The 24,644-nt window shown below is 65.8% G+C and carries 19 protein-coding genes; 14 read left to right on the forward strand and 5 right to left on the reverse strand.

The window, feature by feature from the left end:
• Positions 1–52 precede the first annotated feature (52 nt).
• Entirely contained in the window at positions 53–2,623 is a 2,571-nt protein-coding gene (locus tag ACQR0W_RS26670) for an ABC transporter permease (RefSeq protein WP_316186416.1), read from the reverse strand.
• Positions 2,620–3,357, reverse strand: coding sequence for an ABC transporter ATP-binding protein (locus ACQR0W_RS26675; RefSeq protein ID WP_315750630.1), 738 nt, complete (start codon positions 3,355–3,357; stop codon positions 2,620–2,622). The genes ACQR0W_RS26670 and ACQR0W_RS26675 overlap by 4 nt, the downstream gene beginning before the upstream one ends.
• Before the next feature lie 55 nt (positions 3,358–3,412).
• Between ACQR0W_RS26675 and ACQR0W_RS26680 the strand changes: the two genes are divergently transcribed.
• From ACQR0W_RS26680 to ACQR0W_RS26730, 11 genes are all read left to right on the forward strand, one after another.
• Entirely contained in the window at positions 3,413–4,045 is a 633-nt protein-coding gene (locus ACQR0W_RS26680; protein WP_315750842.1) for an arylesterase, read from the forward strand.
• Between the two features lie 205 nt (positions 4,046–4,250).
• Positions 4,251–4,829 (forward strand): RNA 2',3'-cyclic phosphodiesterase, encoded by a 579-nt coding sequence (gene thpR, locus ACQR0W_RS26685; protein ID WP_315715923.1) that lies wholly within the window; start codon positions 4,251–4,253, stop codon positions 4,827–4,829.
• Positions 4,830–4,982: 153 nt separating this feature from the next.
• Positions 4,983–6,164 carry a cell division protein ZapE gene (gene zapE, locus ACQR0W_RS26690; protein WP_316186415.1) on the forward strand — a complete coding sequence of 394 codons (1,182 nt, stop codon included), beginning with the start codon at positions 4,983–4,985 and terminating at the stop codon, positions 6,162–6,164.
• 226 nt (positions 6,165–6,390) lie between these two features.
• On the forward strand, positions 6,391–7,359 hold the full coding sequence (gene mdh, locus ACQR0W_RS26695; RefSeq protein WP_009031546.1) for a malate dehydrogenase: 969 nt from the start codon (positions 6,391–6,393) through the stop codon (positions 7,357–7,359).
• Positions 7,360–7,486: 127 nt separating this feature from the next.
• Positions 7,487–8,683 carry an ADP-forming succinate--CoA ligase subunit beta gene (sucC, locus tag ACQR0W_RS26700; RefSeq protein ID WP_315715925.1) on the forward strand — a complete coding sequence of 399 codons (1,197 nt, stop codon included), beginning with the start codon at positions 7,487–7,489 and terminating at the stop codon, positions 8,681–8,683.
• A 55-nt stretch (positions 8,684–8,738) separates the two neighbouring features.
• The gene (gene sucD / locus ACQR0W_RS26705; protein ID WP_316186414.1) at positions 8,739–9,623 is read left to right on the forward strand and encodes a succinate--CoA ligase subunit alpha; all 885 of its coding nucleotides are present in this window, start codon (positions 8,739–8,741) and stop codon (positions 9,621–9,623) included.
• Positions 9,624–9,762: 139 nt separating this feature from the next.
• Positions 9,763–12,720: a 2-oxoglutarate dehydrogenase E1 component gene (locus ACQR0W_RS26710; RefSeq protein ID WP_315750632.1), complete on the forward strand. Its 2,958-nt coding sequence runs from the start codon at positions 9,763–9,765 to the stop codon at positions 12,718–12,720.
• Positions 12,721–12,857: 137 nt separating this feature from the next.
• Positions 12,858–14,096 (forward strand): 2-oxoglutarate dehydrogenase complex dihydrolipoyllysine-residue succinyltransferase, encoded by a 1,239-nt coding sequence (gene odhB / locus ACQR0W_RS26715; protein ID WP_315715927.1) that lies wholly within the window; start codon positions 12,858–12,860, stop codon positions 14,094–14,096.
• 68 nt (positions 14,097–14,164) lie between these two features.
• Positions 14,165–14,911, forward strand: a complete 747-nt coding sequence (locus tag ACQR0W_RS26720) for an SDR family oxidoreductase (protein ID WP_315715928.1) — start codon at positions 14,165–14,167, stop codon at positions 14,909–14,911.
• Positions 14,912–14,956: 45 nt separating this feature from the next.
• Entirely contained in the window at positions 14,957–16,360 is a 1,404-nt protein-coding gene (gene lpdA, locus ACQR0W_RS26725; RefSeq protein WP_315715929.1) for a dihydrolipoyl dehydrogenase, read from the forward strand.
• Positions 16,361–16,489: 129 nt separating this feature from the next.
• Entirely contained in the window at positions 16,490–17,020 is a 531-nt protein-coding gene (locus tag ACQR0W_RS26730; protein ID WP_315715930.1) for a hypothetical protein, read from the forward strand.
• A 40-nt stretch (positions 17,021–17,060) separates the two neighbouring features.
• On the opposite strand, the gene ACQR0W_RS26735 is transcribed toward ACQR0W_RS26730, so the two are convergent.
• Positions 17,061–17,651: a DUF4337 domain-containing protein gene (locus ACQR0W_RS26735; RefSeq protein ID WP_315715931.1), complete on the reverse strand. Its 591-nt coding sequence runs from the start codon at positions 17,649–17,651 to the stop codon at positions 17,061–17,063.
• Between the two features lie 82 nt (positions 17,652–17,733).
• Entirely contained in the window at positions 17,734–18,636 is a 903-nt protein-coding gene (locus ACQR0W_RS26740; RefSeq protein ID WP_315716184.1) for a tyrosine recombinase XerC, read from the reverse strand.
• Positions 18,637–18,952: 316 nt separating this feature from the next.
• On the opposite strand from ACQR0W_RS26740, the gene ACQR0W_RS26745 reads away from it, so the two are divergent.
• Complete coding sequence (locus ACQR0W_RS26745) at positions 18,953–21,163, forward strand: primosomal protein N' (RefSeq protein WP_316169941.1); 2,211 nt, start codon at positions 18,953–18,955, stop codon at positions 21,161–21,163.
• 112 nt (positions 21,164–21,275) lie between these two features.
• Here ACQR0W_RS26745 and ACQR0W_RS26750 read toward each other — a convergent pair whose 3' ends face one another.
• Entirely contained in the window at positions 21,276–21,824 is a 549-nt protein-coding gene (locus ACQR0W_RS26750; RefSeq protein WP_315715933.1) for a septal ring lytic transglycosylase RlpA family protein, read from the reverse strand.
• 649 nt (positions 21,825–22,473) lie between these two features.
• Here ACQR0W_RS26750 and ACQR0W_RS26755 point away from each other — a divergent pair.
• Both ACQR0W_RS26755 and atpA read left to right on the forward strand, forming a co-directional pair.
• Positions 22,474–23,034, forward strand: a complete 561-nt coding sequence (locus ACQR0W_RS26755; protein ID WP_315715934.1) for a F0F1 ATP synthase subunit delta — start codon at positions 22,474–22,476, stop codon at positions 23,032–23,034.
• Positions 23,034–24,566: a F0F1 ATP synthase subunit alpha gene (gene atpA, locus ACQR0W_RS26760; RefSeq protein ID WP_315715935.1), complete on the forward strand. Its 1,533-nt coding sequence runs from the start codon at positions 23,034–23,036 to the stop codon at positions 24,564–24,566. The genes ACQR0W_RS26755 and atpA overlap by 1 nt, the downstream gene beginning before the upstream one ends.
• The last annotated feature ends 78 nt before the right edge of the window (positions 24,567–24,644 follow it).

The raw sequence follows: 24,644 nt of genomic DNA on the forward strand, positions 1-24,644 counted from the left end.
GCGTCCCAGCCGCAGAAATCGCGTTAACCGTGCGGCATGAGCGCGCAAGCCGCTACAGATTCCGAAGAACCGTCGCGGGCTTCTGGTTGAGCGCCAGCAGCGTGCCGGCCAGACCGAGGCCGACCGTCACGATCAGCGCGGCTACGACGACCAGCGCGGCGCTGCCGGCCTGCCAGGCGAAGCTCAACGTCATCAGCCGGGTCACGATCAGCCAGGCGGACACCGAGCCGGCGATGACGCCGAACGCGGCGGTGGCAAACCCGATCATCAGATATTCCAGCGCGTAGGCGCCGAGCAGCCGCAGCCTTGTCGCGCCCAGGGTCTTCAGGATGACGGCATCGTAGACCCGGTGGCGGTGGCCGGCTGCCAGCGCGCCGCCCAGCACCAGGATGGCCGAGATCAGCGTCACCGCACTGGCGCCGCGGATGGCGAGCGCGAGGTTGGAGACCACCGAGCCCACCGTCTCCATCACCTCGCGGACCCGCACGCTGGTCACCATCGGGAAGGCGTCGGCCACCTTGCGGATGACACGGGCATCCTCGGCGGTATCGGAGCGCGCTTCGGTGAGGGTGGCGACATGGGTGTGCGGCGCTCCCTTGAAGGCATTCGGGGAGAACACCAGCACGAAATTGATGCCGAGCCCCTGCCAGTCGATGGTGCGCATGTTGCCGATCCGCGCCGTGATGTCGCGTCCGAGCACGTTGACCACGATGTCGTCACCGAGCTTGAGGCCGAGACCGTCGGCGATCCGCTTCTCGATCGAAACCAGCGGCGGGCCGCTGTAGGTCTCGCCCCACCACTCACCCTCGACGACCTTGGATCCTTTGGGAACCTCGGCGGTATAGGTCAGGCCCCGGTCGCTCTGCAGCACCCATTCGGTGTCAGTTGTCGCCTTGAGGTCCTCGGCGCGCACGCCGCGGGCGGAGACGATGCGCCCGCGCAGCATCGGCACGTCTTCGACAGTGGATTGAGGGGCGAGGTCCCTGAGGAAGTCGCGGAAGCGGTCGGCCTCGCCGGAGGGGACGTCGATGAAGAAAAACGACGGCGCCTGTTCCGGCAGTTGAGCCAGGAACTGGCGTCGCAGATTGCCGTCGATCTGGGTAATCGTGACCAGCACGGCGAGTCCCAGCCCGAGCGACAGCACCACGGACGGTGTCAGCGCGCCCGGGCGATAGATATTGCTGACCGCCAGCCGCAGCATCGGGAAGCGGCTGCGCGGCAGGGCGCGCGCAATCGCCATCACCGCGGCGGCAATGCCGCGCAACAGCACGAACACCAGCGCGGCGGCGACGACGAACACGGCTGCGATGCGCTTGTCGTAGGACAGGCCGATCACGACTGCGATCAGCAGCGCGACGGTGCCCGCGATCAGCACCAGATAGCTCCAGCGCGGACGGTGCCATTCGGCGATAACCGCCTCGCGGAACAACGCCGCCACCGGCACGTCGCGTATGCGCCCGAGCGGCCACAGACCGAACGCCAGTGCGGTGAGCAGACCATAGACGAAGGACAGCACCAGCTCGTCCGAATGAATGGCCGGGATCACGGGCAGCGGCAGGATGTTGCCGAACAGCCCGACGATGGCAAACGGCAGGGCCGCCCCGGCGCTGAGGCCGATGATCGAACCGATCGTGGCGAGCACCATCACCTGCACGAGGTAGATGCCGAACACGTCGCGGCTGGTGGCGCCGAGGGCCTTGAAGGCCGCGATCACCTCGGTCCGACGGTCGACATGGCTCTTGACCGCATTGGCGACGCCGACGCCGCCGACCAGCAGGGCGGCGAGACCGACCAGGGTGAGGAACTGGGTGAAGCGGCCGATCGTCCGCTCCAGTTGCGGCGAGGCGTTGCTGCGGCTGCGGATCTCCCATCCGGCCGAGGGCAGCGTCAGGCGGGTATCGGCGATGAAGGACGCCGCCGCGTGGTCGTCCTTGGCATTGTCGGGCAGCCGGACCCGGTAGGTCCAGCGCACCAGGCTGCCCGGCTGCAGCAGCGGCGTGGCCCGCAGGCCCGCCTCGCTGATCAGGAAGCGCGGCCCGAGGCCGATGCCGCCGGACAATTTGTCGGGCTCGGCCTGCAGCGCGCTGCGAATCTGGAAGCGGACCGTGTCGATGGTGACGGTGTCGCCGATCCTCAGATCGAGCCGAGCCAGCAGCGCCGGATCCGCCGCAGCTCCGTAGACGCCGTCGCGCTCGGCCAGGATGTCGGCCATCGGCAGATCTGGCTGGAGCTCGGCCTTGCCGAGCAGCGGATAGGCGTTGTCGACCGCCTTCAGCTCGACCAGCGCCAGCTTGGCGTCGCCCGAGCGCACCATGGCGCGCAGGGTCGCAGCCAGCGACAGCGTTCCACGCGAGCGCAGGAAGTCGATCTCCTCCGGCTTGGCCTCGCGCTGGAACAGTGAAAAGGCAACGTCGCCGCCGAGCAGCGTGCGTCCTTCGCGAACCAGGCCGTCGTTGAGGCTCGCCGCCACCGAGCCGACACCGGCAATGGCGAGCACGCCGAGCGCGATGCAGGCGATGAAGACGTAGAAGCCGCGCAGGCCTCCCCGCAGCTCGCGCAGCGCGTAGCGCACGGGCAGTGCGGCCATGCGGCCGCCGGCGATCGGTTCAGCGACGGTGGTCATGCGAGGGCCGGCTCGTGCGCGCCGCCGTCGGCTTCGATCCGCCCCGAGCGCAGCCGGACCACGCGGTCGCAACGATGCGCAAGCCCGCTGTCATGGGTCACCAGCACCAGCGTCATGCCGCGCTCGGCATGCTTGGTGAACAGCAGGTCCACGATCTGCCGTCCGGTGGTCTCGTCGAGATTGCCGGTCGGCTCGTCGGCCACCAGAATGGCCGGGTCCGGCGCAAGTGCCCGCGCCAGCGCCACGCGCTGCTGCTCGCCGCCCGAGAGCTGGGTCGGATAGTGGTGCAGCCGGTGTCCGAGTCCGACCGAATCCAGCTCGCGGGCGGCGCGCTCGGCGGCGCCGGAATGGCCCGCCAGCTCCAGCGGCACCGCGACATTCTCCAGCGCCGTCATGGTCGGGATCAGATGGAAGGACTGGAAGACGATGCCGACCTGGCGGCCGCGGAACCGCGCCAGAGCGTCCTCGTCCAGGGCATTGAAAGCGGTCCCGTTGACCACCACCTCACCCCCATCAGGACGTTCCAGCCCCGCCATCACCATCAGCAATGTGGACTTGCCAGAGCCCGACGGTCCGATCAGACCGATCGTCTCGCCCTGTCCCACCCGCAGGCTGATGTCCTTGAGGATATGGACCCGCGCCGCGCCGGTGCCGAGCGAGAGGTTGACGTTCGAGATGGTAATGGTGTCCGGCGCAAGGCCGGCCAAAGGCGAGGTTTCGATGAGACTGTCCATGGCTCGGTCATATGGCAACTCCGCAAGCCGGGTCGAGAGGCGCGGACATATCTTCGTGCACATACTCGTGTTGATGCTCGCCTTGATGACAGTCGGGCCCGCGTTCGCGGGTGCCGAGGCCGTCAAGCCGATCAAGCTCGTCGTTCTCGGCGATTCCTTGAGCGCGGGACTCGGCCTGTCCGCCTCGGATGCGTTTCCAGCCAAGCTGCAGAAGGCGTTGCAGGCCAAGGGGCTGCCGATCGACCTCACCAATGCCGGCGTGTCCGGGGACACCTCGTCCGGCGGCCGCGACCGGCTCGACTGGTCGGTGCCGGAGGGGACCGAAGCGGTCATCGTCGAGCTCGGCGCCAATGACGCGCTGCGCGGCATCGATCCCGCCGTGACGCGCAAGGCTTTGAGCGAGATCGTGGCCCGGCTGAAGGCTAGGGGCATCGCCGTGATGCTGTGCGGCATGCTGGCGCCGCCGAATTTCGGCAGCGACTACGCCGCGAAATTCAACGCGATCTACCCCGATCTCGCCAAGCAGTTCGACGTGCCGCTGTATCCATTCCTCCTCGATGGCGTCGCCGCCGACGCCAAGCTGAACCAGGCCGACGGCATCCACCCCACTGCGGCGGGCGTCGACATCATCGTGTCCAGGCTGTTGCCTACGGCGGAAGCATTCCTGCGTCCGCTTCGTGGGCAATGACGGAACGAAGCGCCGCGTCGATCATTTGCGATAACCTTAAGGACCGGGTTTTCCGCAGCTTTTACCGGCGTTAACCCGCCTTCCGTCGCGGAGTCATATAAGTTCGGTAGGAATGATGCATTGGCGATTCGTCGTCGATCATTTCTCGAAGGCATGATCTCGTCAATTTTCGAGATCAGCCTCCAGCATCGGGAGTCCCGAAACGATGCCGCGTTTGTTTACTGGACTGGAAATCCCGGCCGAGGTTGGCCACACGCTTTCCGGTTTGCGGGGTGGCCTCCCCGGCGCCCGCTGGATCGATCCCGAAAATTACCATGTGACGTTGCGTTTCATCGGTGACATTGACGGCGCCTCCGCCAACGAGATCGCCTCGATGCTGTGGCGGGTGAACCGCAAGCCGTTCGAAGTGACGGTGCAGGGTCTTTCCAGCTTCGGCGGCCGCAAGCCGCGCGCCGTCGTTGCCAACGTCGCGCCGAGCCGCCCCCTGATCGAGCTGCAGGCCGAGCTCGAGCGGCTCATGCAGCGGATCGGGCTCGATCCGGAGGGCCGCAAATTCGTGCCCCACGTGACGCTGGCGCGGCTGCACGATGCGTCGAGCCAGGACGTCGCCGACTATCTCTCCGTCCGCGGCTATTTCCCGAGCCGCGTGTTCATGGCCGAGCGCTTCGTGCTGTTTTCGTCGCGTGCCTCGACCGGCGGCGGGCCCTATGTGGTCGAGGACGCCTACGACCTCTCGCCGGGGGTGAGGTCTGCAGCGGGGTCGTTCAAGCCAGCCGTTCGCTGAGGCCGGGAGCGAAGACGAACGTCGTTAGCCCCGGACTAACGATCACGGCGGCGTTTGCGTGCCATATACCACGACCACACGGCTCCGACGCATGGCGGCTTCCACCATTTGCGGATTGCATTTTACGTAAGTCTCATGACCTAGAGTGGGCTCATGCTGTCCACTCCGTCAGACGCGTTCCGCGCGCAATATCAGTCTTTGGTCGATACCGGTGCGATCGAGGCCGACCTCGCCCAGGCCGAGGTCGCCGACGCCCTGGCGGCGCTGGAGCGCCGGCTCTCCACCTACAAGCCCACGCGCAAGCAAGGCTTGTTGGGCCGCCTTTTTGCCGACAAGAGCGAGCCGCCGAACGGCCTCTATGTCCATGGCGAGGTCGGGCGCGGCAAGACCATGCTGATGGACCTGTTCTTCCAGAACTGTCCCGTCGAGCACAAGCGCCGCGCGCATTTTCACGAATTCATGGCCGAGGTGCATGAGCGCATCTACGGCTACCGCCAGAACATCGCGCGCGGCGAGCTCGCCGATGCCGATGTGATCGGTCTCACGGCGCAGGCGATCTTCGATCAGGCCTGGCTGCTCTGTTTCGACGAATTCCATGTCACCGACATCGCCGACGCGATGATCCTGGGACGTCTGTTCGCCAGGCTGTTCGAGCTCGGCACGGTGGTGGTGGCGACCTCCAACGTCGCGCCTGAAGACCTCTACAAAGGCGGCCTCAACCGCGCGCTGTTCCTGCCCTTCATCAAGCAGATTGCCGACCACATGGACGTGATGCGGCTGGACGCGCGCACCGATTTCCGGCTGGAGAAGCTGGCCGGCGTGAAGATGTGGCTGGTGCCGGCCGATGTCGACGCGCGAGCGGCGCTCGACAAGGCCTGGGCGCGGCTCACGGGCCATGCCAAGTGCAAGCCGCGCGACATGACGATCAAGGGGCGCATCCTGCACGTCCCGTGCTCCGCCAACGGCGTCGCCCGCTTCGATTTTGCCGATCTCTGCGAGAAGCCGCTGGCGGCCTCGGACTATCTGCGGCTCGCGCACGACTATCATACGATCCTGATCGATCACGTTCCGGTCATGGATCTGGCCGAGCGCAATGCCGCCAAGCGGTTCATCACCCTGATCGATACGCTCTACGACAACGCCGTGAAGCTGATCGCCTCCGCCGAAGCCGACCCGATTTCGCTCTACGTCGCGACCGAGGGCACCGAGGCCATGGAGTTCAAGCGGACCACCTCGCGCCTGATCGAGATGGGTTCGGACTCCTATCTGGCCCTGCCGCACGGGCGGAAGGACTCGGCGGCATCTGGGACTTCCACGGGGTTGGTCGAAACCTGACAAATACTGGAGTTTTGGCGAACGCCAGCCGCCGGGCACACAGCCGCGAAAAGGCCACGCCAATCATGCTGAAAGGATCATCAGCAGCCGTCGCCCGGTCCTGATCGAAATGAAGGCAGGCCCGTCAATTGGCCATAGCTTGACTTGAACGGCCGGGGCGAAAGGGATAACCACCAGTCGACTTTTCAACCTCCCTCACTCCTTCGGGTTCAAAGGAAAATTTGCCATGGCGCGCGACAAGATTGCTTTGATTGGCTCCGGTCAGATCGGCGGAACGCTGGCTCACCTCGTCGGCCTCAAGGAGCTCGGCGACGTCGTGATGTTCGACATTGCCGAAGGCGTTCCGCAGGGCAAGGCGCTCGACATCGCCCAGTCATCGCCGGTCGACGGCTTCGACGCGCACTACACCGGTGCCAACTCCTATGAGGCGCTCGACAACGCCAAGGTGTGCATCGTTACGGCGGGCGTACCGCGCAAGCCGGGCATGAGCCGCGACGACCTCTTGTCGATCAACCTGAAGGTGATGGAGCAGGTCGGCGCCGGCATCAAGAAGTACGCGCCCGACGCCTTCGTCATCTGCATCACCAATCCGCTCGACGCGATGGTCTGGGCGCTGCAGAAGGCCTCGGGGCTTCCGGCCAAGAAGGTCGTCGGCATGGCCGGCGTGCTCGACTCGGCGCGTTTCCGCTACTTTCTGGCTGATGAGTTCAACGTCTCGGTCGAGGACGTCACCGCCTTCGTGCTCGGCGGTCATGGCGACACCATGGTTCCGCTGACCAAGTACTCGACCGTTGCCGGCATTCCGCTGCCCGACCTCGTCAAGATGGGCTGGACGTCGCAGGCCCGCATCGACGAGATCGTCGATCGCACCCGCAACGGCGGCGCCGAGATCGTCAACCTGCTGAAGACCGGCTCCGCCTACTACGCTCCGGCGGCGTCGGCGATCGCAATGGCCGAGAGCTATCTGCGCGACAAGAAGCGCGTGCTGCCCTGCGCGGCGCATCTCAACGGCGAGTTCGGCGTCAAGGACATGTATGTCGGCGTGCCCGTCGTGATCGGCTCCAAGGGTGTCGAGCGCATCGTCGAGATCGAGCTCGCCGGCAAGGACCGCGAGGCGTTCGACAAGTCGGTTGCCGCCGTGCAGGGCCTGGTCGACGCCTGCAAGAAGATCGCGCCCGACCTGCTCGGCCGCTGATCAGGGGTCATTCACGGGGCGTAATCTCGCCCACATCGAGTTGCAGGATGTTTGGTATATGGTATACCAGACATCCTAACAACAATTCTGGTCGTCACCCCATCGCGGGTTCGGGGAGCAAGCGCTTATGAACATTCACGAATATCAGGCCAAGGCACTGCTGCACGAGTTCGGCGTGCCGATTTCCAAGGGCGTGCCGGTTCTCCGTCCGGAGGACGCGGATGCGGCGGCGAAGACGCTCGGTGGCCCGGTCTGGGTCGTGAAGAGCCAGATCCACGCCGGTGGCCGTGGCAAGGGCAAGTTCAAGGAGGCCTCGGCCGGCGACAAGGGTGGCGTCCGCCTCGCCAAGTCGATCGACGAGGTCAACACTTTCGCCAAGCAGATGCTGGGCGCGACGCTGGTGACCGTGCAGACCGGCCCCGACGGCAAGCAGGTCAATCGCCTCTACATCGAGGACGGCTCGGATATCGACAAGGAGTTCTATCTGTCGCTGCTGGTCGACCGCGAGACCTCGAGGGTCGCCTTCGTGGTGTCGACCGAAGGCGGCGTCAACATCGAGGACGTCGCCCACGAGACCCCCGAGAAGATCGTGACCTTCTCGGTCGACCCGGCCACCGGCGTCATGGGCCATCACGGCCGCGCCGTCGCCAAGGCGCTGAAGCTCTCCGGCGACCTCGCCAAGCAGGCCGAGAAGCTCACCACCCAACTCTACAATGCGTTCGTCGCCAAGGACATGGCGATGCTCGAGATCAACCCGCTGGTCGTCACCAAGCAGGGCCAGCTGCGCGTGCTCGACGCCAAGGTGTCGTTCGACTCCAACGCGCTGTTCAAGCACCCGGAAGTCGTCGCGCTGCGTGACGAGACCGAGGAAGATGCCAAGGAGATCGAGGCCTCCAAATACGACCTCAACTACGTTGCGCTCGACGGCACCATCGGCTGCATGGTCAACGGCGCCGGCCTCGCCATGGCGACGATGGACATCATCAAGCTCTACGGCATGGAGCCCGCCAACTTCCTCGACGTCGGCGGCGGCGCCAGCAAGGAGAAGGTCGCGGCGGCGTTCAAGATCATCACCGCCGACCCGAACGTGAAGGGCATCCTGGTCAACATCTTCGGCGGCATCATGAAGTGCGATGTCATCGCCGAGGGCGTCGTGGCCGCGGTCAAGGAAGTCGGCCTGAAGGTGCCGCTCGTGGTGCGCCTCGAAGGCACCAATGTCGATCTCGGCAAGAAGATCATCAGCGAGTCCGGTCTGAACGTGCTGCCCGCCGACAATCTCGACGACGCCGCGCAGAAGATCGTCAAGGCCGTCAAGGGAGGCTGAGCGCCGGTCCAGGCGCTCGCTCATTCCTCACCGCAACGCTTTTAGAGAAAGCACGATGTCCATCCTCATCGACAAGAACACCAAGGTCATCTGCCAGGGCTTCACTGGCAAGAACGGCACCTTCCACTCCGAGGCGGCGATCGCCTACGGCACCAAGATGGTCGGCGGCACGTCGCCGGGCAAAGGCGGCTCGACCCACCTCGGCCTGCCCGTGTTCGACACCGTCAAGGAGGCCCGCGAGGCCACCGGGGCCGACGCCTCGGTGATCTACGTCCCGCCGCCGGGCGCCGCCGACGCGATCTGCGAGGCGATCGACGCCGAGGTCCCGCTGATCGTGTGCATCACCGAGGGCATCCCGGTGCTGGACATGGTCCGCGTCAAGCGCTCGCTGCAGGGCTCCAAGTCGCGCCTGATCGGGCCGAACTGCCCGGGCGTCATGACCGCCGGCGAGTGCAAGATCGGCATCATGCCGGCCAACATCTTCAAGCCCGGTTCGGTCGGCATCGTGTCGCGCTCCGGCACGCTGACCTACGAGGCGGTGTTCCAGACCACCTCGGAAGGTCTCGGCCAGACCACGGCGGTCGGCATCGGCGGTGATCCGGTCAAGGGCACTGAGTTCATCGACATGCTCGAGATGTTCCTGGCTGACCCCAAGACCACCTCGATCATCATGATCGGTGAGATCGGCGGCTCGGCCGAGGAGGACGCGGCGCAGTTCATCAAGGACGAAGCCAAGCGCGGTCGCAAGAAACCGATGGTGGGATTCATCGCCGGCGTCACCGCGCCTCCCGGCCGTCGCATGGGTCATGCCGGCGCGATCATCTCCGGCGGCAAGGGCGATGCCGGCTCGAAGACGGCCGCGATGGAAGCGGCTGGTATTGCCGTGTCGCCGTCGCCTGCGCGGCTCGGAAAGACGCTTGTCGAAAAGTTGAAATCCTGATTCAGGACTTAGTGCTTTTCGGCGCGAATATTTACAATAAATAAGGTAAACGGTCCTAACCCGAGCCTGATCCGCGTCCCCCGCGGGTCAGGCATTGCGCCGTTTTGATTGGGCGCATCGAAATTACCAGGACGCCACCATGTCTCGCCAAGATGCGAACGCCGCCTTCGCCCTGTCGTCTTTTCTGCAGGGCACCAATGCCACCTACATCGATGAGATCTACGCCCGCTACGAGAAGGATCCCGCTTCGGTCGACCCGGAATGGCAGGAGTTCTTCAAGAGCCTGAAGGATGCGCCGGCCGACGTGCAGAAGAATGCGTCGGGCCCCTCCTGGGCGCGCAGCAACTGGCCGGTCTCCCCCCGGGACGAATTGACCTCGGCGCTGGACGGCAACTGGGCCGTCGTCGAGAAGAAGGTCGGCGAGAAGATTGCGCAGAAGGCTCAGGCCAAGGGCGTCGAATTGTCGGCGGCCGACGTCAACCAGGCCACCCGCGACTCCGTCCGCGCGTTGATGCTGATCCGCGCCTACCGCATGCGCGGCCACTTCCACGCCAAGCTCGATCCGCTCGGCATCGAGGCGCCGCGCAACCGCGAGGAGCTGGACCCGCGTTCCTACGGTTTCACCGAGGCCGACTACGACCGCAAGATCTTCCTCGATCACGTGCTCGGCCTCGAATACGGCAGCTTGCGCGAGATCGTCGCGATCTGCGAGCGCACCTATTGCCAGACGCTTGGCGTCGAGTTCATGCACATTACGAACGCGGCGCAGAAGGCCTGGATCCAGGAGCGCATCGAGGGGCCGGACAAGGAGATCTCGTTCACCCGTGAGGGCCGTCGCGCGATTCTGCAGAAGCTGATCGAATCCGAAGGCTTCGAGAAGTTCTGCGACGTCAAGTTCACCGGCACCAAGCGCTTCGGTCTCGACGGCGGCGAGTCGCTGATCCCGGCGCTGGAGCAGATCATCAAGCGCGGCGGCAATCTCGGCGTGAAGGAGATCGTGCTGGGCATGCCGCATCGCGGCCGCCTCAACGTGCTGACCCAGGTCATGGGCAAGCCGCATCGCGCGCTGTTCCACGAGTTCAAGGGCGGCTCGGCCAATCCCGACGCGGTCGAAGGCTCCGGCGACGTCAAGTACCACCTCGGCGCCTCCTCGGACCGCGAGTTCGACGGCAATCGCATCCACCTGTCGCTGACCGCCAACCCCTCGCATCTCGAGATCGTCGACCCCGTGGTGCTCGGCAAGGTCCGCGCCAAGCAGGACCAGCACGGCGATCCGCCCGACATGCGCATCTCGGTGCTGCCGCTCTTGATGCATGGCGACGCTGCGTTCGCCGGCCAGGGCGTGGTGGCGGAGTGCTTCGCGCTGTCGGATCTGAAAGGCTACCGGACCGGTGGCTCGATTCATTTCATCGTCAACAACCAGATCGGCTTCACGACCTATCCGCGCTATTCGCGCTCGTCGCCCTATCCGTCCGACGTCGCCAAGATGATCGATGCGCCGATCTTCCACGTGAACGGTGACGATCCTGAAGCGGTGGTGTTCGCGGCCAAGGTCGCGACCGAGTTCCGGCAGAAGTTCCACAAGCCGGTCGTCATCGACATGTTCTGCTACCGCAGGCATGGCCACAACGAAGGTGACGAGCCGGCTTTCACCCAGCCGGTGATGTACAAGAAGATCGCCGGCCATCCGTCGACCTTGGAGATCTACTCCAAGCGGCTGGTCGCCGAAGGCGTGATGACCGAGGGCGAGGTCGACAAGGCCAAGGCCGACTGGCGCGCCCGTCTCGACGCCGAGTTCGAGGCCGGCACGAGCTATCGTCCGAACAAGGCCGACTGGCTCGACGGCAAGTGGGCGGGTTTCAAGTCCGCCGACCAGGAGGAGGAGGCGCGCCGCGGCGTCACCGGCGTCGAGATCGACCGCCTCAAGGAGATCGGCCGCAAGATCACCAAGGTACCGGACGGCTTCCGCCTGCATCGGACGATCCAGCGTTTCCTCGAGAACCGTGCCAAGGCGATCGAGAGCGGCATCGGGCTCGACTGGGCGACCGGCGAGGCGCTGGCGTACTGCTCGCTGCTGCTCGAAGGCCACAAGGTTCGTCTCTCCGGCCAGGACAGCGAGCGCGGCACCTTCTCGCAGCGCCATTCGGTCCTGATCGACCAGGAGGACGAGAGCCGCTACACGCCGTTCAACCATCTGGCGCCGGAGCAGGGCCACTTCGAGGTCATCAACTCGCTGCTGTCCGAAGAAGCCGTGCTCGGCTTCGAATACGGCTATTCGCTCGCAGAGCCGACCGCGCTGACCCTGTGGGAGGCGCAGTTCGGCGACTTCGCCAACGGCGCTCAGGTGTTGTTCGACCAGTTCATCTCGTCGGGCGAGCGCAAATGGTTGCGCATGTCCGGCCTGGTCTGCCTGCTGCCGCACGGCTATGAGGGCCAGGGCCCCGAGCATTCCTCGGCACGCCTCGAGCGCTATCTGCAGATGTGCGCCGAGGACAACATGCAGGTGGTCTATCCGACCACGCCGGCAAACTACTTCCACGTGCTGCGCCGGCAGCTGCATCGCGAGATCCGCAAGCCGCTGATCGTGATGACGCCGAAATCGCTGCTGCGCCACAAGCGCGCGGTGTCGCGGCTCGAGGAGCTCGCCAAGGGCACCACGTTCCATCGCATCCTGTACGATGACGCCCAGATGCAGGCGGACGACAAGACCAAGCTGGTGCCGGACGACCAGATCCGCCGCATCGTGCTGTGCTCGGGCAAGGTATATTACGATCTCTACGACGAGCGCGAGAAGCGCGGGCTCAACGACGTCTACCTGATGCGCGTCGAGCAGCTCTATCCGGTGCCACTCAAGGCGCTGGTCGCCGAGCTCGGCCGCTTCAAGAACGCAGAAGTCGTGTGGTGTCAGGAAGAGCCGCGCAACATGGGCGCGTGGCACTTCATCGAGCCGTATCTCGAGTGGGTGCTGAACCAGACCGGCGGCAAGAGCAAGCGTCCGCGCTATGCCGGCCGTGCTGCGTCGGCCGCGACCGCCACGGGCCTGATGTCCAAGCATCTCGCCCAGCTGAAGGCGCTGCTCGACGAAGCCCTGAACTGAACCTGCCTTTTTTGACGCGCCCCGCAATCTGCGGGGCGCAAGTACATCGCGTTGATCGTCCGTCCCGCATCGCTTGCTCGCCGCAAGGCGATGGCGGACCGGCTTTATGACCGCACGGGTTATTGAGGATAAAGACCATGACTGAAATTCGCGTTCCGACGCTGGGTGAATCCGTCACCGAAGCCACCATCGGCCGCTGGTTCAAGAAGGCAGGCGACGCCGTGGCGGTCGACGAGCCCCTCGTCGAGCTCGAGACCGACAAGGTCACGATCGAGGTGCCCGCGCCTTCGGCCGGCACCTTGGGCGAGATCATCGCCAAGGATGGTGAGACGGTCGCCGTCGGCGCGCTGCTCGGCCAGATCACGGATGGCGCCGTGGCTGCCAAGCCCGCCGCTGCTGCTCCGGCTCCGGCGAAGCCGGCTGCCGCTGCGCCGCCGGCTGCGGCTCCCGCCCCTGCCAAGGCGCTGCCCGCCGATACCCCGCAGGCGCCGTCGGTTCGCAAGCTCTCGGCCGAGAGCGGCGTCGATGCGACCACCGTGCCGGGCTCCGGCAAGGACGGCCGCGTCACCAAGGGCGACATGCTGGCCGCCATCGAGCGCGCAGCGTCCGCGCCGACCCCGGTCAATCAGCCCGCCGCCTCGGTCCAGGTGCGTGCGCCGTCGCCGGCCGACGACGCCGCGCGCGAGGAGCGCGTGAAGATGACGCGGCTGCGCCAGACCATCGCGCGCCGCCTCAAGGACGTGCAGAACACCGCGGCGATGCTGACGACCTTCAACGAGGTCGACATGACCAACGTCATGGCGCTGCGCAGCCAGTACAAGGACGTGTTCGAGAAGAAGCACGGCTCCAAGCTCGGCTTCATGGGCTTCTTCACCAAGGCCGTGGTGCAGGCGCTCAAGGACATCCCGGCGGTCAACGCCGAGATCGACGGCACCGACCTGATCTACAAGAACTACTATCACATCGGCGTCGCCGTCGGCACCGACAAGGGCTTGGTCGTGCCCGTCGTGCGCGACTGCGACCACAAGTCGATCGCCGACATCGAGAAGGGCATCGCCGATTTCGGCCGCCGCGCCCGTGACGGCCAGCTCAAGATCGACGAGATGCAGGGCGGCACCTTCACCATCACCAATGGCGGCATCTACGGCTCGCTGATGTCGACCCCGATCCTGAACGCGCCGCAGTCCGGCATCCTCGGCATGCACAAGATCCAGGAGCGCCCGGTGGTGGTCGGCGGCAAGATCGAAGTCCGCCCGATGATGTATCTGGCGCTGTCCTACGATCACCGCGTCATCGACGGCAAGGAAGCCGTGACGTTCCTGGTGCGCGTCAAGGAAAGCCTGGAGGATCCGGCACGGCTCGTGCTGGATCTCTGAGGGCACGCGACGACTTGAAGACATGAGGCGCGCTTCATGAGCGCGCCTCAGACCTAACGGGGGCCATCATGACCGACAGGGTTGCAGTGATCACCGGCGGCAGCCGCGGCATCGGCCGCGCCACCGCCATCGCCGCCGCATCGCGCGGCTTCAAGATCGTGGTCGGCTACGCCTCCAACGAGGCCGCCGCGCAGAGCACGGTGGCCGCGATCGAGGCCAAGAACGGCAAGGCCATCGCAGTCAAATGCGACGTCGGCCGCGAGCACGACATCCTCGCTCTGTTCAAGGCGGCGGACAAGTTCGGCACGCTCGGCGCGCTCATCAACAATGCCGGCATCGTCGGTCCGACCACGCGCGTCGACGAGATGAGCGCGGAGCGCATCGAGCGTTTGATGGCGGTCAACGTCACCGGCAGCATCCTGTGCGCACGTGAGGCGGTGAAGCGCATGTCGACGCGGCATGGCGGACAGGGCGGCGTGATCATCAACCTGTCGTCGGTCGCCGCCAAGCTCGGCTCGCCGAATACCTACGTCGATTATGCGGCGTCGAAGGGCGCGATCGATTCCTTCACTGTCGGCCTCGGTCATGAGGTCGCCAATGAAGGCATCCGCGTCGCCGCCATTCGCCCAGGGCTGATCGACACTGATATCCACGCCTCCGGCGGCGAGCCCGATCGCGCCCATCGTCTCGCCCCGCTGGTGCCGATGAAGCGCGTCGGCACCGCGGAGGAAATCGCCAATGCCATCGTCTGGCTGCTGTCGGACGAGGCTTCCTATGTCACTTCGGCCATTCTCGACGTGTCGGGCGGACGCTGACGACCGTCGCTATCTCTGACTTGCAAGCTTACGGAACATTCGATCATGGCATCCTACGATCTCGTCGTCATCGGCACCGGACCCGGTGGTTATGTTTGCGCCATCCGCGCAGCACAGCTCGGCATGAAGGTGGCCGTGGTCGAGAAGAACGCCACCCTCGGCGGCACCTGTCTCAATGTCGGCTGCATGCCGTCGAAGGCGCTGCTGCACGCCTCGGAGCTGTTCGAGGAAGCCGGGCACTCCTTCGCCAAGATGGGCATCAAGGTGCCCCAGCCCGAGATCGATCTGCCGGCGATGATGAACTTCAAGCAGCAGGGTATTGACGGCAACGTCAAGGGCGTCGAGTTCCTGATGAAGAAGAACAAGATCGACGTGCTCGTGGGCAAGGGCAAGATCCTCGGCACCGGCAAGCTGCAGGTCACCGGCAATGACGGCGCCGTGCAGACCGTCGAGACCAAGAACATCGTGATCGCGACGGGCTCGGACATCGCGCGGCTCAAGGGCATCGAGATCGATGAGAAGCGCATCGTGTCCTCGACCGGAGCTCTGTCGCTGGACAAGGTGCCTTCGACGCTCTTGGTGGTCGGCGCCGGCGTGATCGGGCTCGAACTCGGCTCGGTGTGGCGCCGCCTCGGCGCCAAGGTCACCGTGGTCGAATTCCTCGATCGCATCCTGCCCGGCATGGATGGCGAGATCGCCAAGCAGTTCCAACGAATCCTCGAGAAGCAGGGCTTTGCGTTCAAGCTCGGTGCCAAGGTGACCGGTGTCGACACCTCTGGCACGACGCTCTCGGCCATGATCGAGCCGGCGGCCGGCGGCGCTGCCGAGAAGATCGAAGCCGACGTGGTGCTCGTGGCGATCGGCCGCGTGCCCTACACCGAGGGACTCGGGCTGCAGGAAGCGGGCGTCGCGCTCGACAACCGCGGCCGCGTCCAGATCGACCATCATTTCGCGACCAGCGTGCCCGGCGTCTACGCCATCGGCGACGTCGTTGCAGGGCCGATGCTCGCGCACAAGGCGGAGGACGAGGGCGTCGCGGTGGCCGAGATCCTCGCGGGCCAGGCCGGGCACGTGAACTACGACGTCATTCCAGGCGTGGTCTACACGACGCCCGAAGTGGCCTCCGTCGGCAAGACCGAGGACGAGCTGAAGCAGGCCGGCGTCGCCTATACCGTCGGGAAGTTTCCGTTTACCGCGAATGGCCGTTCCAAGGTCAACCAGACCACTGACGGTTTCGTGAAGATCCTAGCCGATGCGAAGACGGATCGCGTGCTCGGCGCCCATATCATCGGCCGCGAGGCCGGGGAAATCATTCACGAGGCCGCCGTATTGATGGAGTTCGGTGGCTCTGCCGAGGATCTCGCGCGCACCTGCCACGCGCATCCGACACGGTCGGAGGCCGTGAAGGAAGCCGCGCTTGCGGTGGGTAAGCGGGCCATCCATATGTGATGGACGCCCGGAGGCGCCTTCGGTGGGTGCGACAAAACGCCCGCTTATGACGCTGAACCGAACGGCAAGGCGCGAGGTCGTATCGTCATAGCGGCCTCAACCCGCGAGGCCTGGCGGAGATGGAGTCCGATGCTGCGCCGCCTGCTTCAGCCGTTCTGGGTTCTGCTTGCGATCATCTTCCTGATCGAAGCCTGGCTGTGGGACCATCTCGAGCCGATCGTGGCGCGCATCGTCGCCGCGATACCGCTGCGTAGCTTCAAGCACTGGCTGGCCGCGCGCATCGAGACCCTGTCGCCGGCGCTGACCCTGATCGTCTTCGTCGTGCCGGTCGTGCTGCTGTTTCCGCTCAAGCTGATCGGCATGTGGCTTTTGATGCACCAGCAGTGGAAGTTTGCGCTGGCCACGATCGTGTTCGGCAAGATCGTCGGTGTCGGCGTCACCGCCTTCATCTTCGATGTGACGCGCAGCAAGCTGCTGCAGATGTCCTGGTTCGCGTGGCTCTACGAGGCCGTGCTCGCGCTGCGCAGGAAAGCCGCGGCGCTGGTCGATCCTATCAAGCAGCGCATCCGCGAGATCATCCACGGCAATGCCGATGGCTGGTCATCGCGCGTGCTGCGCGTGATCATGCGCTTCCGCAGGAGCGTGCAGCAGGCGCGGTAGTGGTGGTCGCGACGTCGCAAGCCAGTTGCTGTCGCTGACCTCAGTGCAGATGCAAGAGATGCGGCTGGAACAGGCCGAGCAGCGTCATGGCAATACCGATCAGCGCGAGCCCTCCGGAGGCCCAGGCCAGAACGATCATTCCCGTGATGATCGTCGCCGACGCCAGCACGATGCCGATCTGGAAGGCAGCCGACGCCAGCTCATAGTGGTGGTACTTCGCCGTCGCCTCGTCGCGCTCATGCTCGGCATGCTTGGCGCGCTCCGCCAACTGCTCGCTGCCTTCGCCGGTCTCGGGCTCGGAGCGATAGCGCGCAGCATTCTTCTGCCAATCGTCGATCTGCTTCTGCAACGCCGCCTTGGCCGCCTCGTCAGGCAGCGCCGGCAAGCTCAGTTTGCCCTGCTCGGCGGCGGTCTGCACCACGGTGCGGCGAACGGTCTTGGCCTGGAAGAAGGCCCAGAGATTCGAGGCCTCGACGTTCTTGCTGATGGATTCGGTCTGCGCGCCCTTGCCGAGCGTTTCGGACAGGGCCAGGAACAGGGCGATGACGGCGATCAGCAGCGCGATCTTCTTGTTTTCGCCGGACGCATGCTCGGCATGCTCCGCATGCTCCATGCTCTCATGTGCGCTCATCTGTTCCCCTCCGGATCAAGCTGCCAAGACGATTGCCGGAACCGGGGGGACAGCGCAAGCGAAACGATATGAACGAAAAATGTCACCGTCGCGGATGCGCTGACGCGTAGACCTGCAGCAGGCGCTCCGAATCGATGCCGGTATAGATCTGCGTCGTCGACAGCGAGGCGTGGCCGAGCAGCTCCTGGATCGCGCGCAGGTCGCCGCCGCGCGACAACAGGTGCGTCGCGAAGGAATGGCGCAGCGCGTGCGGCGTGGCGCTGTCCGGCAGGCCCAGCGCGCCGCGCAGCCGCTCCATCGCGAGCTGGATGATGCGCGGGCTCAACGGACCGCCCTTGGCGCCGAGAAACATCGGCCCCTCCGCAGGCAGCGGGTACGGGCAAAGCCTGGCATACTCGTCGATCAGCTGCAGCACGTTCTGCAGCACCGGCACCATCCGGGTCTTGTTGCCCTTGCCGGTCACGACCAGCACGTCGCCTTCGCCGGGGCGCGGCACTTCGCGGCGTTTCAGCCCGAGCGCCTCGGAGATGCGCAGGCCGGAGCCATACAGCAGCGCCATCACCGCGGCGTCGCGTGCCAGCACCCAGGTCTCGCGGGTCTCGCCGGCGCGCTCGTCGGCATCGGCGAGGCGCTTGGCGGCGTCCATCGGGAGCGGCTTCGGCAGGCTCTTGGCGATCTTTGGCGCGCGGATTCCTGAGAGGGCGCCGACCTTGCCCTTGCCCTCGCGCTCCAGAAAGCGCCCGAACGAGCGCAGGCCCGCCAAGGATCGCATCAGGGAACGTCCGGCGATGTCGTCGGCGCGGCGCATCGCCATGAAAGCGCGGATGTCGGCGGCCTCCAGCCCCGCGAAGCGCACCAGCGTCACCGGCTCGCCCCAATGGATGCAGAGGAATTGCAGGCACTGCCGGAGGTCGCGGGCATAAGCCTCCACGGTCTTCGGAGATAGCCGGCGCTCGCTACGCAGATGCGCCAGCCACTGCATCATGGCCTGGACGACGCCCTCGTCGGCGCCGAGGAGGGCGGTGGCCTCAGACTCTTCGTCCGTGTCCGCGTGAGTCGGCTCTGTTTGCTTTGCCATGGCGTCCGTGCCCACGGATGGGTCGCTGTGAAGCGTTGTCGATCGCCGCGAACTCGGTTTGCGCCTCTCCCCGCAAGAGCGGGAAGAGGGAGTGCAATGGCGCTCGCGGGAACAGCTCGATCTCATCTCGTCGAGTCATGTATATCGCACTGTCGTCCTTTACCGTTCGCTAACTTTGCCGGACGGCTTTCGCTTCAGCCAGAGCAAGGCTATCTCCGCCCTCATGGACCGCGCGACCGACCTCTTTCCAGGTGCAGCCAGCACGACCGGCGTGGTCGACGTGCTGGTTCCGGTCGCGCTCGACCACACCTATTCCTACCGCGTGCCGCGCGGCATGGATCTGAAGCCGGGCGATATCGTCGGCGTGCCGCTCGGGCCGCGCGAGGTACTGGCGGTGGTGTGGGCGGAGAATGCCAAGCCGGATCCGCGGCTGCACAACCGGCTCAAGGACGTCAGCGAGAAGCTCGAGGTGCCGCCCCTCAAGCCGGAGCTGCGCTCGCTGGTCGACTGGGTCGCGAATTACACGCTGTCGCCGCGTGGCATGGTGCTGCGGATGTGCCTGCGCATGGGCGAGCATCTTGGCCCGGAGCGTGTCCGGCTCGGCGTCCGCCTGGTCGGCGAGCCGCCCAAGCGGCTGACGCCGGCGCGGCGGCGGGTCATCGAGGCGGTGTCAGACGGTCTGCTGCATGGAAAGTCCGACCTCGTCCGCGAGATCGGCGTCTCCAGCAGCGTGATCGACGGCCTGGTCGACGAGAGGACCCTCACGGTCGAGGCGATGCCGCGTGCGCTGCCGCCGCCGGCGCCCGATCCGTCGTTCGCGCAGCCCGAGTTCTTCGACGCGCAGCTGGCCGGCGTCGCGGCGATGCGGGCGCTGGCCGCCGATGGCGGCTTCCAGGTCGCGCTGCTCGACGGCGTCACCGGCTCCGGCAAGACCGAAGTCTATTTCGAGGCGGTCGCCGAGACCGTCCGCCGCGGCCGGCAGTCGCTGATCCTGATGCCTGAGATTTCGCTCACCGGCCAGTTCCTCGACCGCTTCTCGCGCCGCTTCGGCGTGCGGCCGCTGGAATGGCATTCCGAGCTGACCCCGCGCACGCGCCAGCGCAACTGGGCGGCGATCGCCGCCGGCGAGGCGCCGGTCGTGGTCGGCGCCCGCTCGGCGTTGTTCCTGCCCTATGCCGATCTCGGCCTGATCGTCGTCGATGAGGAGCACGATCAGGCCTACAAGCAGGACGAGGGCGCGCATTACCACGCCCGCGACATGGCGGTGGTGCGCGGCCACATCGCCAAATTTCCGGTGGTGCTGGCCTCGGCCACCCCCTCGGTCGAGACCGAGGTCAATGCCCGCAAGGGCCGCTATCAGCGCGTCGCGCTGCCGTCGCGGTTCGGCGGCCAGCACATGCCGCATATCGAGGCCATTGATCTCCGGCGCGAGCCGCCGCCGCGCGGCCGCTACATCTCGCCGCGGCTGGCGGGTGAGATCCGCACCGCGATCGAGCGCGGCGAGCAGGCGCTGCTGTTCCTGAACCGCCGCGGCTATGCGCCGCTGACCCTGTGCCGCGCCTGCGGCCATCGCTTCGCCTGCACCATCTGCGACGCGTGGCTGGTCGATCATCGTTTCCGTCAGCGGCTGGTCTGTCACCATTGCGGGTTCTCGATGCCGCGGCCGCCGACCTGCCCGCATTGCGCGGCCGAGGAATCGCTGGTCGCGGTGGGGCCCGGCGTGGAGCGGCTGCAGGAGGAGGCGGCGGCGCTGTTTCCTGAGGCGCGCAGCATGGTGCTGTCGAGCGACCTGATCACCTCGATCGAAACCATGCGCGCCGAGCTGACCGAGATCGCCGAAGGCCGCGTCGACCTCATCATCGGCACCCAGCTCGTCGCCAAGGGCCACAACTTTCCGCGGCTCAATCTGGTCGGGGTGGTCGATGCCGATCTCGGCCTCGGCAATGGCGATCCGCGCGCCGCCGAGCGCACCTGGCAGCTCTTGAACCAGGTGATCGGCCGCGCCGGCCGCGAGCAGGGGCGGGGTCGCGGCTATCTGCAGACCCACCAGCCCGAGCACCCCGTCATGAAGGCGCTGGTCGCCTGCGACCGCGAGGCGTTCTACACCAGCGAGATCGACGCGCGCGAGCGCACCGGCTATCCGCCGTTCGGCAGGCTGGCGAGCCTGATCATCTCGGCGGGGGATCGGCCTACTGCCGAAGGCTTCGCCCGCCGGCTGGTCGCGTCAGCGCCGCGTGAGGAGGGCGTGCTGCTGCTCGGCCCGGCTGAGGCGCCGCTCGCGGTGATCAAGGGCCGCTACCGCTTCCGGCTGCTGCTCAAGTCGGCGCGCAATTTCGACCTGTCGGATTATCTGCGCCACTGGCTGGCGCATGCCGAGAAGCCCAAGGGCAATCTCAAGCTCGAGGTCGACGTCGACCCGCAGAGCTTCTTGTAGCGCTCTCTCCACCGTCATTGCGAGCGCAGCGAAGCAATCCAGGGCCGGGTTGGGATTCTGGATTGCTTCGTCGCTTCGCTCCTCGCAATGACGCGCGGAAAGATCGGGTATCTTACGACACGACTTCGGCGGTGACGCGGCCGACGCCGGCGCGGGTCAGGCCGATGGCGCGGGCTGCGCCGGTCGACAGGTCGAGCACCCGGCCGCGGATGAACGGGCCGCGGTCGTTGACGGTGACGATGACGCTGTTGCCGCCATGGGTCACGCGCAGCTTGGTGCCGAACGGCAGCGAGCGGTGAGCGCAGGTCATCGCGTTGGCGTTCATGCGCTGGCCGGAGGCGGTGCGGCTGCCGGACTCGTTGCCGTAGTACGACGCCATGCCGGAGAAAGTGCGGCCGGTGCCGGACGACGGCGTGACCGCTGCGTTGGAGTTCATCCACGAGGAGCCGTTGGACGACCATCCGTTCGAAAACGAGTCGGCCGCGGGCTGAGCAGCATGGCGCGCCATGTGATGATGGTGGTGGCGAGCGTGGTGATGGTGGTGCCTGGACCGGGCCGAGGCTTCGGTGGCGCTGCCGCCGACGATCAGCGTCACGGCAACAGCGAGCGCGGTGCGCGAGCCGGCGATCTTGCCAGCCGAGAGGTTCTTCAGTTTCAGCATCTATGTCCCTCGAACAGTATTGCCGCGTTCTGCGGCCAGTGGACCCCCGTCAGGTGTTGAGGCGCGCGCCGTTTGGTGGGGCAATGAGGCGTGAGTGGGGCAGTAGAAATTGTTCCGCTCTGATCGAAACATCTTGCGTCGCGGTCTACTCATCACGGAAAATTCCGTAATCCACCGCGTTAACGCTTGATTAACGATCGAATACTTCGAAATACTGTTGAGTTAAGTTCTCACTTAGGATGCCAAGATGTCAGCAAGTAATGTCGGTGCGGGCCGGTCGGCGGCCGCCGGGCACCGCCGACGGGAGTCAAGGCCAAACCAGCATGGCGGCCATGCAGCAACAGCTGGAACCTTGCGCTGAGTGACTGGTATCGGGGGCGGGGCGCGCGCGGGCGGCCATCAGCGAGTCCGTTGGACCGCGTGTAGGCTCCGACCGCGGCGCGGCAACAAGGTGCCGAATAGCGGGCCGCCGCTTGTTGCGGCTGCGCGTACGCTATGTTAGCAAAGCGCCGCTTTTCGTGATCAAGCTGCTCTCGCGGCGATCGAAAATCAAAGTCCTGCTTGAATTCCAAGGGCTTAGCTGGTTTGCGCCGCAGCGGCGCGCCGGTGTCCCTCTTGTGGGTTGGGCGCATATAAAAAGAGCACGTCTGTGGCTGCTGAAGATCCCTCCGTATCCGGTGTGTCCGGTCGTTACGCGACGGCCCTGTTTGAACTGGCCCGTGACGAAAAGTCCGTCGATGCGGTCAAGGCCGATCTCGACAGGTTCAATGCCCTCCTCGATGAGAGCGCCGATCTCAAGCGCCTCGTCCGCAGTCCGGTGTTCGGTGCGGACGTGCAGCTCAAGGCGCTGAATGCCGTGCTCGACAAGGCCGGCATCGCCGGTGTCGCCGCCAACGTGCTGCGCGTGCTGACCGCCAACCGCCGCCTGTTCGCGGTGACCGACGTGATCCGCGCCTTCAACGCGCTGGTCGCCAAATACAAGGGAGAGGCCACGGCCGACGTCGTCGTCGCCGAGCCGCTCTCCGACAAGAATCTCGACGCCTTGAAGGCCTCACTGAAGACGGTGACCGGCAAGGACGTCGCGCTCAACGTGAAAGTCGATCCAGCGATTATCGGCGGGCTCGTCGTCAAGCTCGGCAGCCGCATGATCGATAGTTCGCTTCGCACCAAACTCAACTCGATCAAGCACGCGATGAAAGAGGCAGGCTGATGGACATCCGCGCCGCGGAAATTTCCGCGATCCTCAAGGACCAGATCAAGAATTTCGGGCAGGAAGCCGAAGTCACCGAAGTCGGACAGGTGCTGTCCGTCGGTGACGGTATCGCCCGCGTCTACGGTCTCGACAACGTCCAGGCCGGCGAGATGGTCGAGTTCGAGAACGGCACCCGCGGCATGGCGCTGAACCTCGAGACCGACAATGTCGGCGTCGTCATCTTCGGCGCCGACCGCGAGATCAAGGAAGGCCAGACCGTCAAGCGCACCCGCGCCATCGTCGACGCTCCGGTCGGCAAGGGTCTGCTCGGCCGCGTCGTTGACGCGCTCGGCAATCCGATCGACGGCAAGGGCCCGATCCAGGCCACCGAGCGCAAGCGCGTCGACGTCAAGGCCCCCGGCATCATTCCGCGCAAGTCGGTGAACGAGCCGATGTCGACCGGCCTCAAGGCGATCGACGCCCTGATCCCGGTCGGCCGTGGCCAGCGCGAGCTGATCATCGGTGACCGTCAGACCGGCAAGACCGCGATCGCGCTCGACACCATCCTGAACCAGAAGCCGCTGAACGTCGCTGGCGCTCCCGAGAGCCAGAAGCTGTACTGCGTCTATGTCGCGATCGGCCAGAAGCGCTCCACCGTCGCTCAGTTCGTGAAGGTGCTCGAAGAGCAGGGCGCGCTGGAGTATTCGATCGTCATCGCCGCCACCGCGTCCGATCCGGCCCCGATGCAATATCTGGCCCCGTTCACCGGCTGCACCATGGGCGAGTACTTCCGCGACAACGGCATGCACGCCGTCATCATCTATGACGATCTGTCGAAGCAGGCCGTCGCCTATCGCCAGATGTCGCTGCTGCTGCGCCGTCCGCCGGGCCGCGAGGCCTATCCGGGCGACGTGTTCTATCTGCACTCCCGCCTGCTCGAGCGCGCCGCCAAGCTCAGCAAGGACCATGGTCTGGGGTCGCTGACCGCGTTGCCCGTCATCGAGACCCAGGCCAACGACGTGTCGGCCTACATTCCGACCAACGTCATTTCGATCACCGACGGCCAGATCTTCCTGGAGACCGATCTGTTCTTCCAGGGCATCCGTCCCGCCGTGAACGTCGGTCTGTCGGTGTCGCGCGTCGGCTCCTCGGCCCAGACCAAGGCGATGAAGAAGGTCGCCGGCAAGATCAAGGGCGAGCTGGCGCAGTACCGCGAGATGGCGGCCTTCGCGCAGTTCGGCTCCGACTTGGACGCCTCGACCCAGCGCCTGCTCAACCGCGGCGCGCGCCTGACCGAGCTCCTGAAGCAGCCGCAGTTCTCGCCGCTGAAGATGGAAGAGCAGGTCTGCGTGATCTGGGCCGGCACCAACGGCTATCTCGATCCGCTGCCGCTCAACAAGGTGCGCGCCTTCGAGGACGGCCTGCTGTCGCTGCTGCGCGGCAAGAATGCCGACCTGCTCAACGCGATCCGCGACAGCAAGGATCTGTCCGACGACAGCGCCGCCAAGCTGAAGGCGGTCGTCGAGGGCTTCGCCAAGACCTTCGCCTGATCGCGAGGTCGTGGCCGGCTCCGGCCGGCGATCCACGCCCTTCGGGGTGGGACAACGTGACATCTCATGCCCGGCGCC

The sequence above is a fragment of the Bradyrhizobium sp. HKCCYLRH1034 genome, assembly GCF_051168375.1.
Lineage (GTDB): Bacteria > Pseudomonadota > Alphaproteobacteria > Rhizobiales > Xanthobacteraceae > Bradyrhizobium.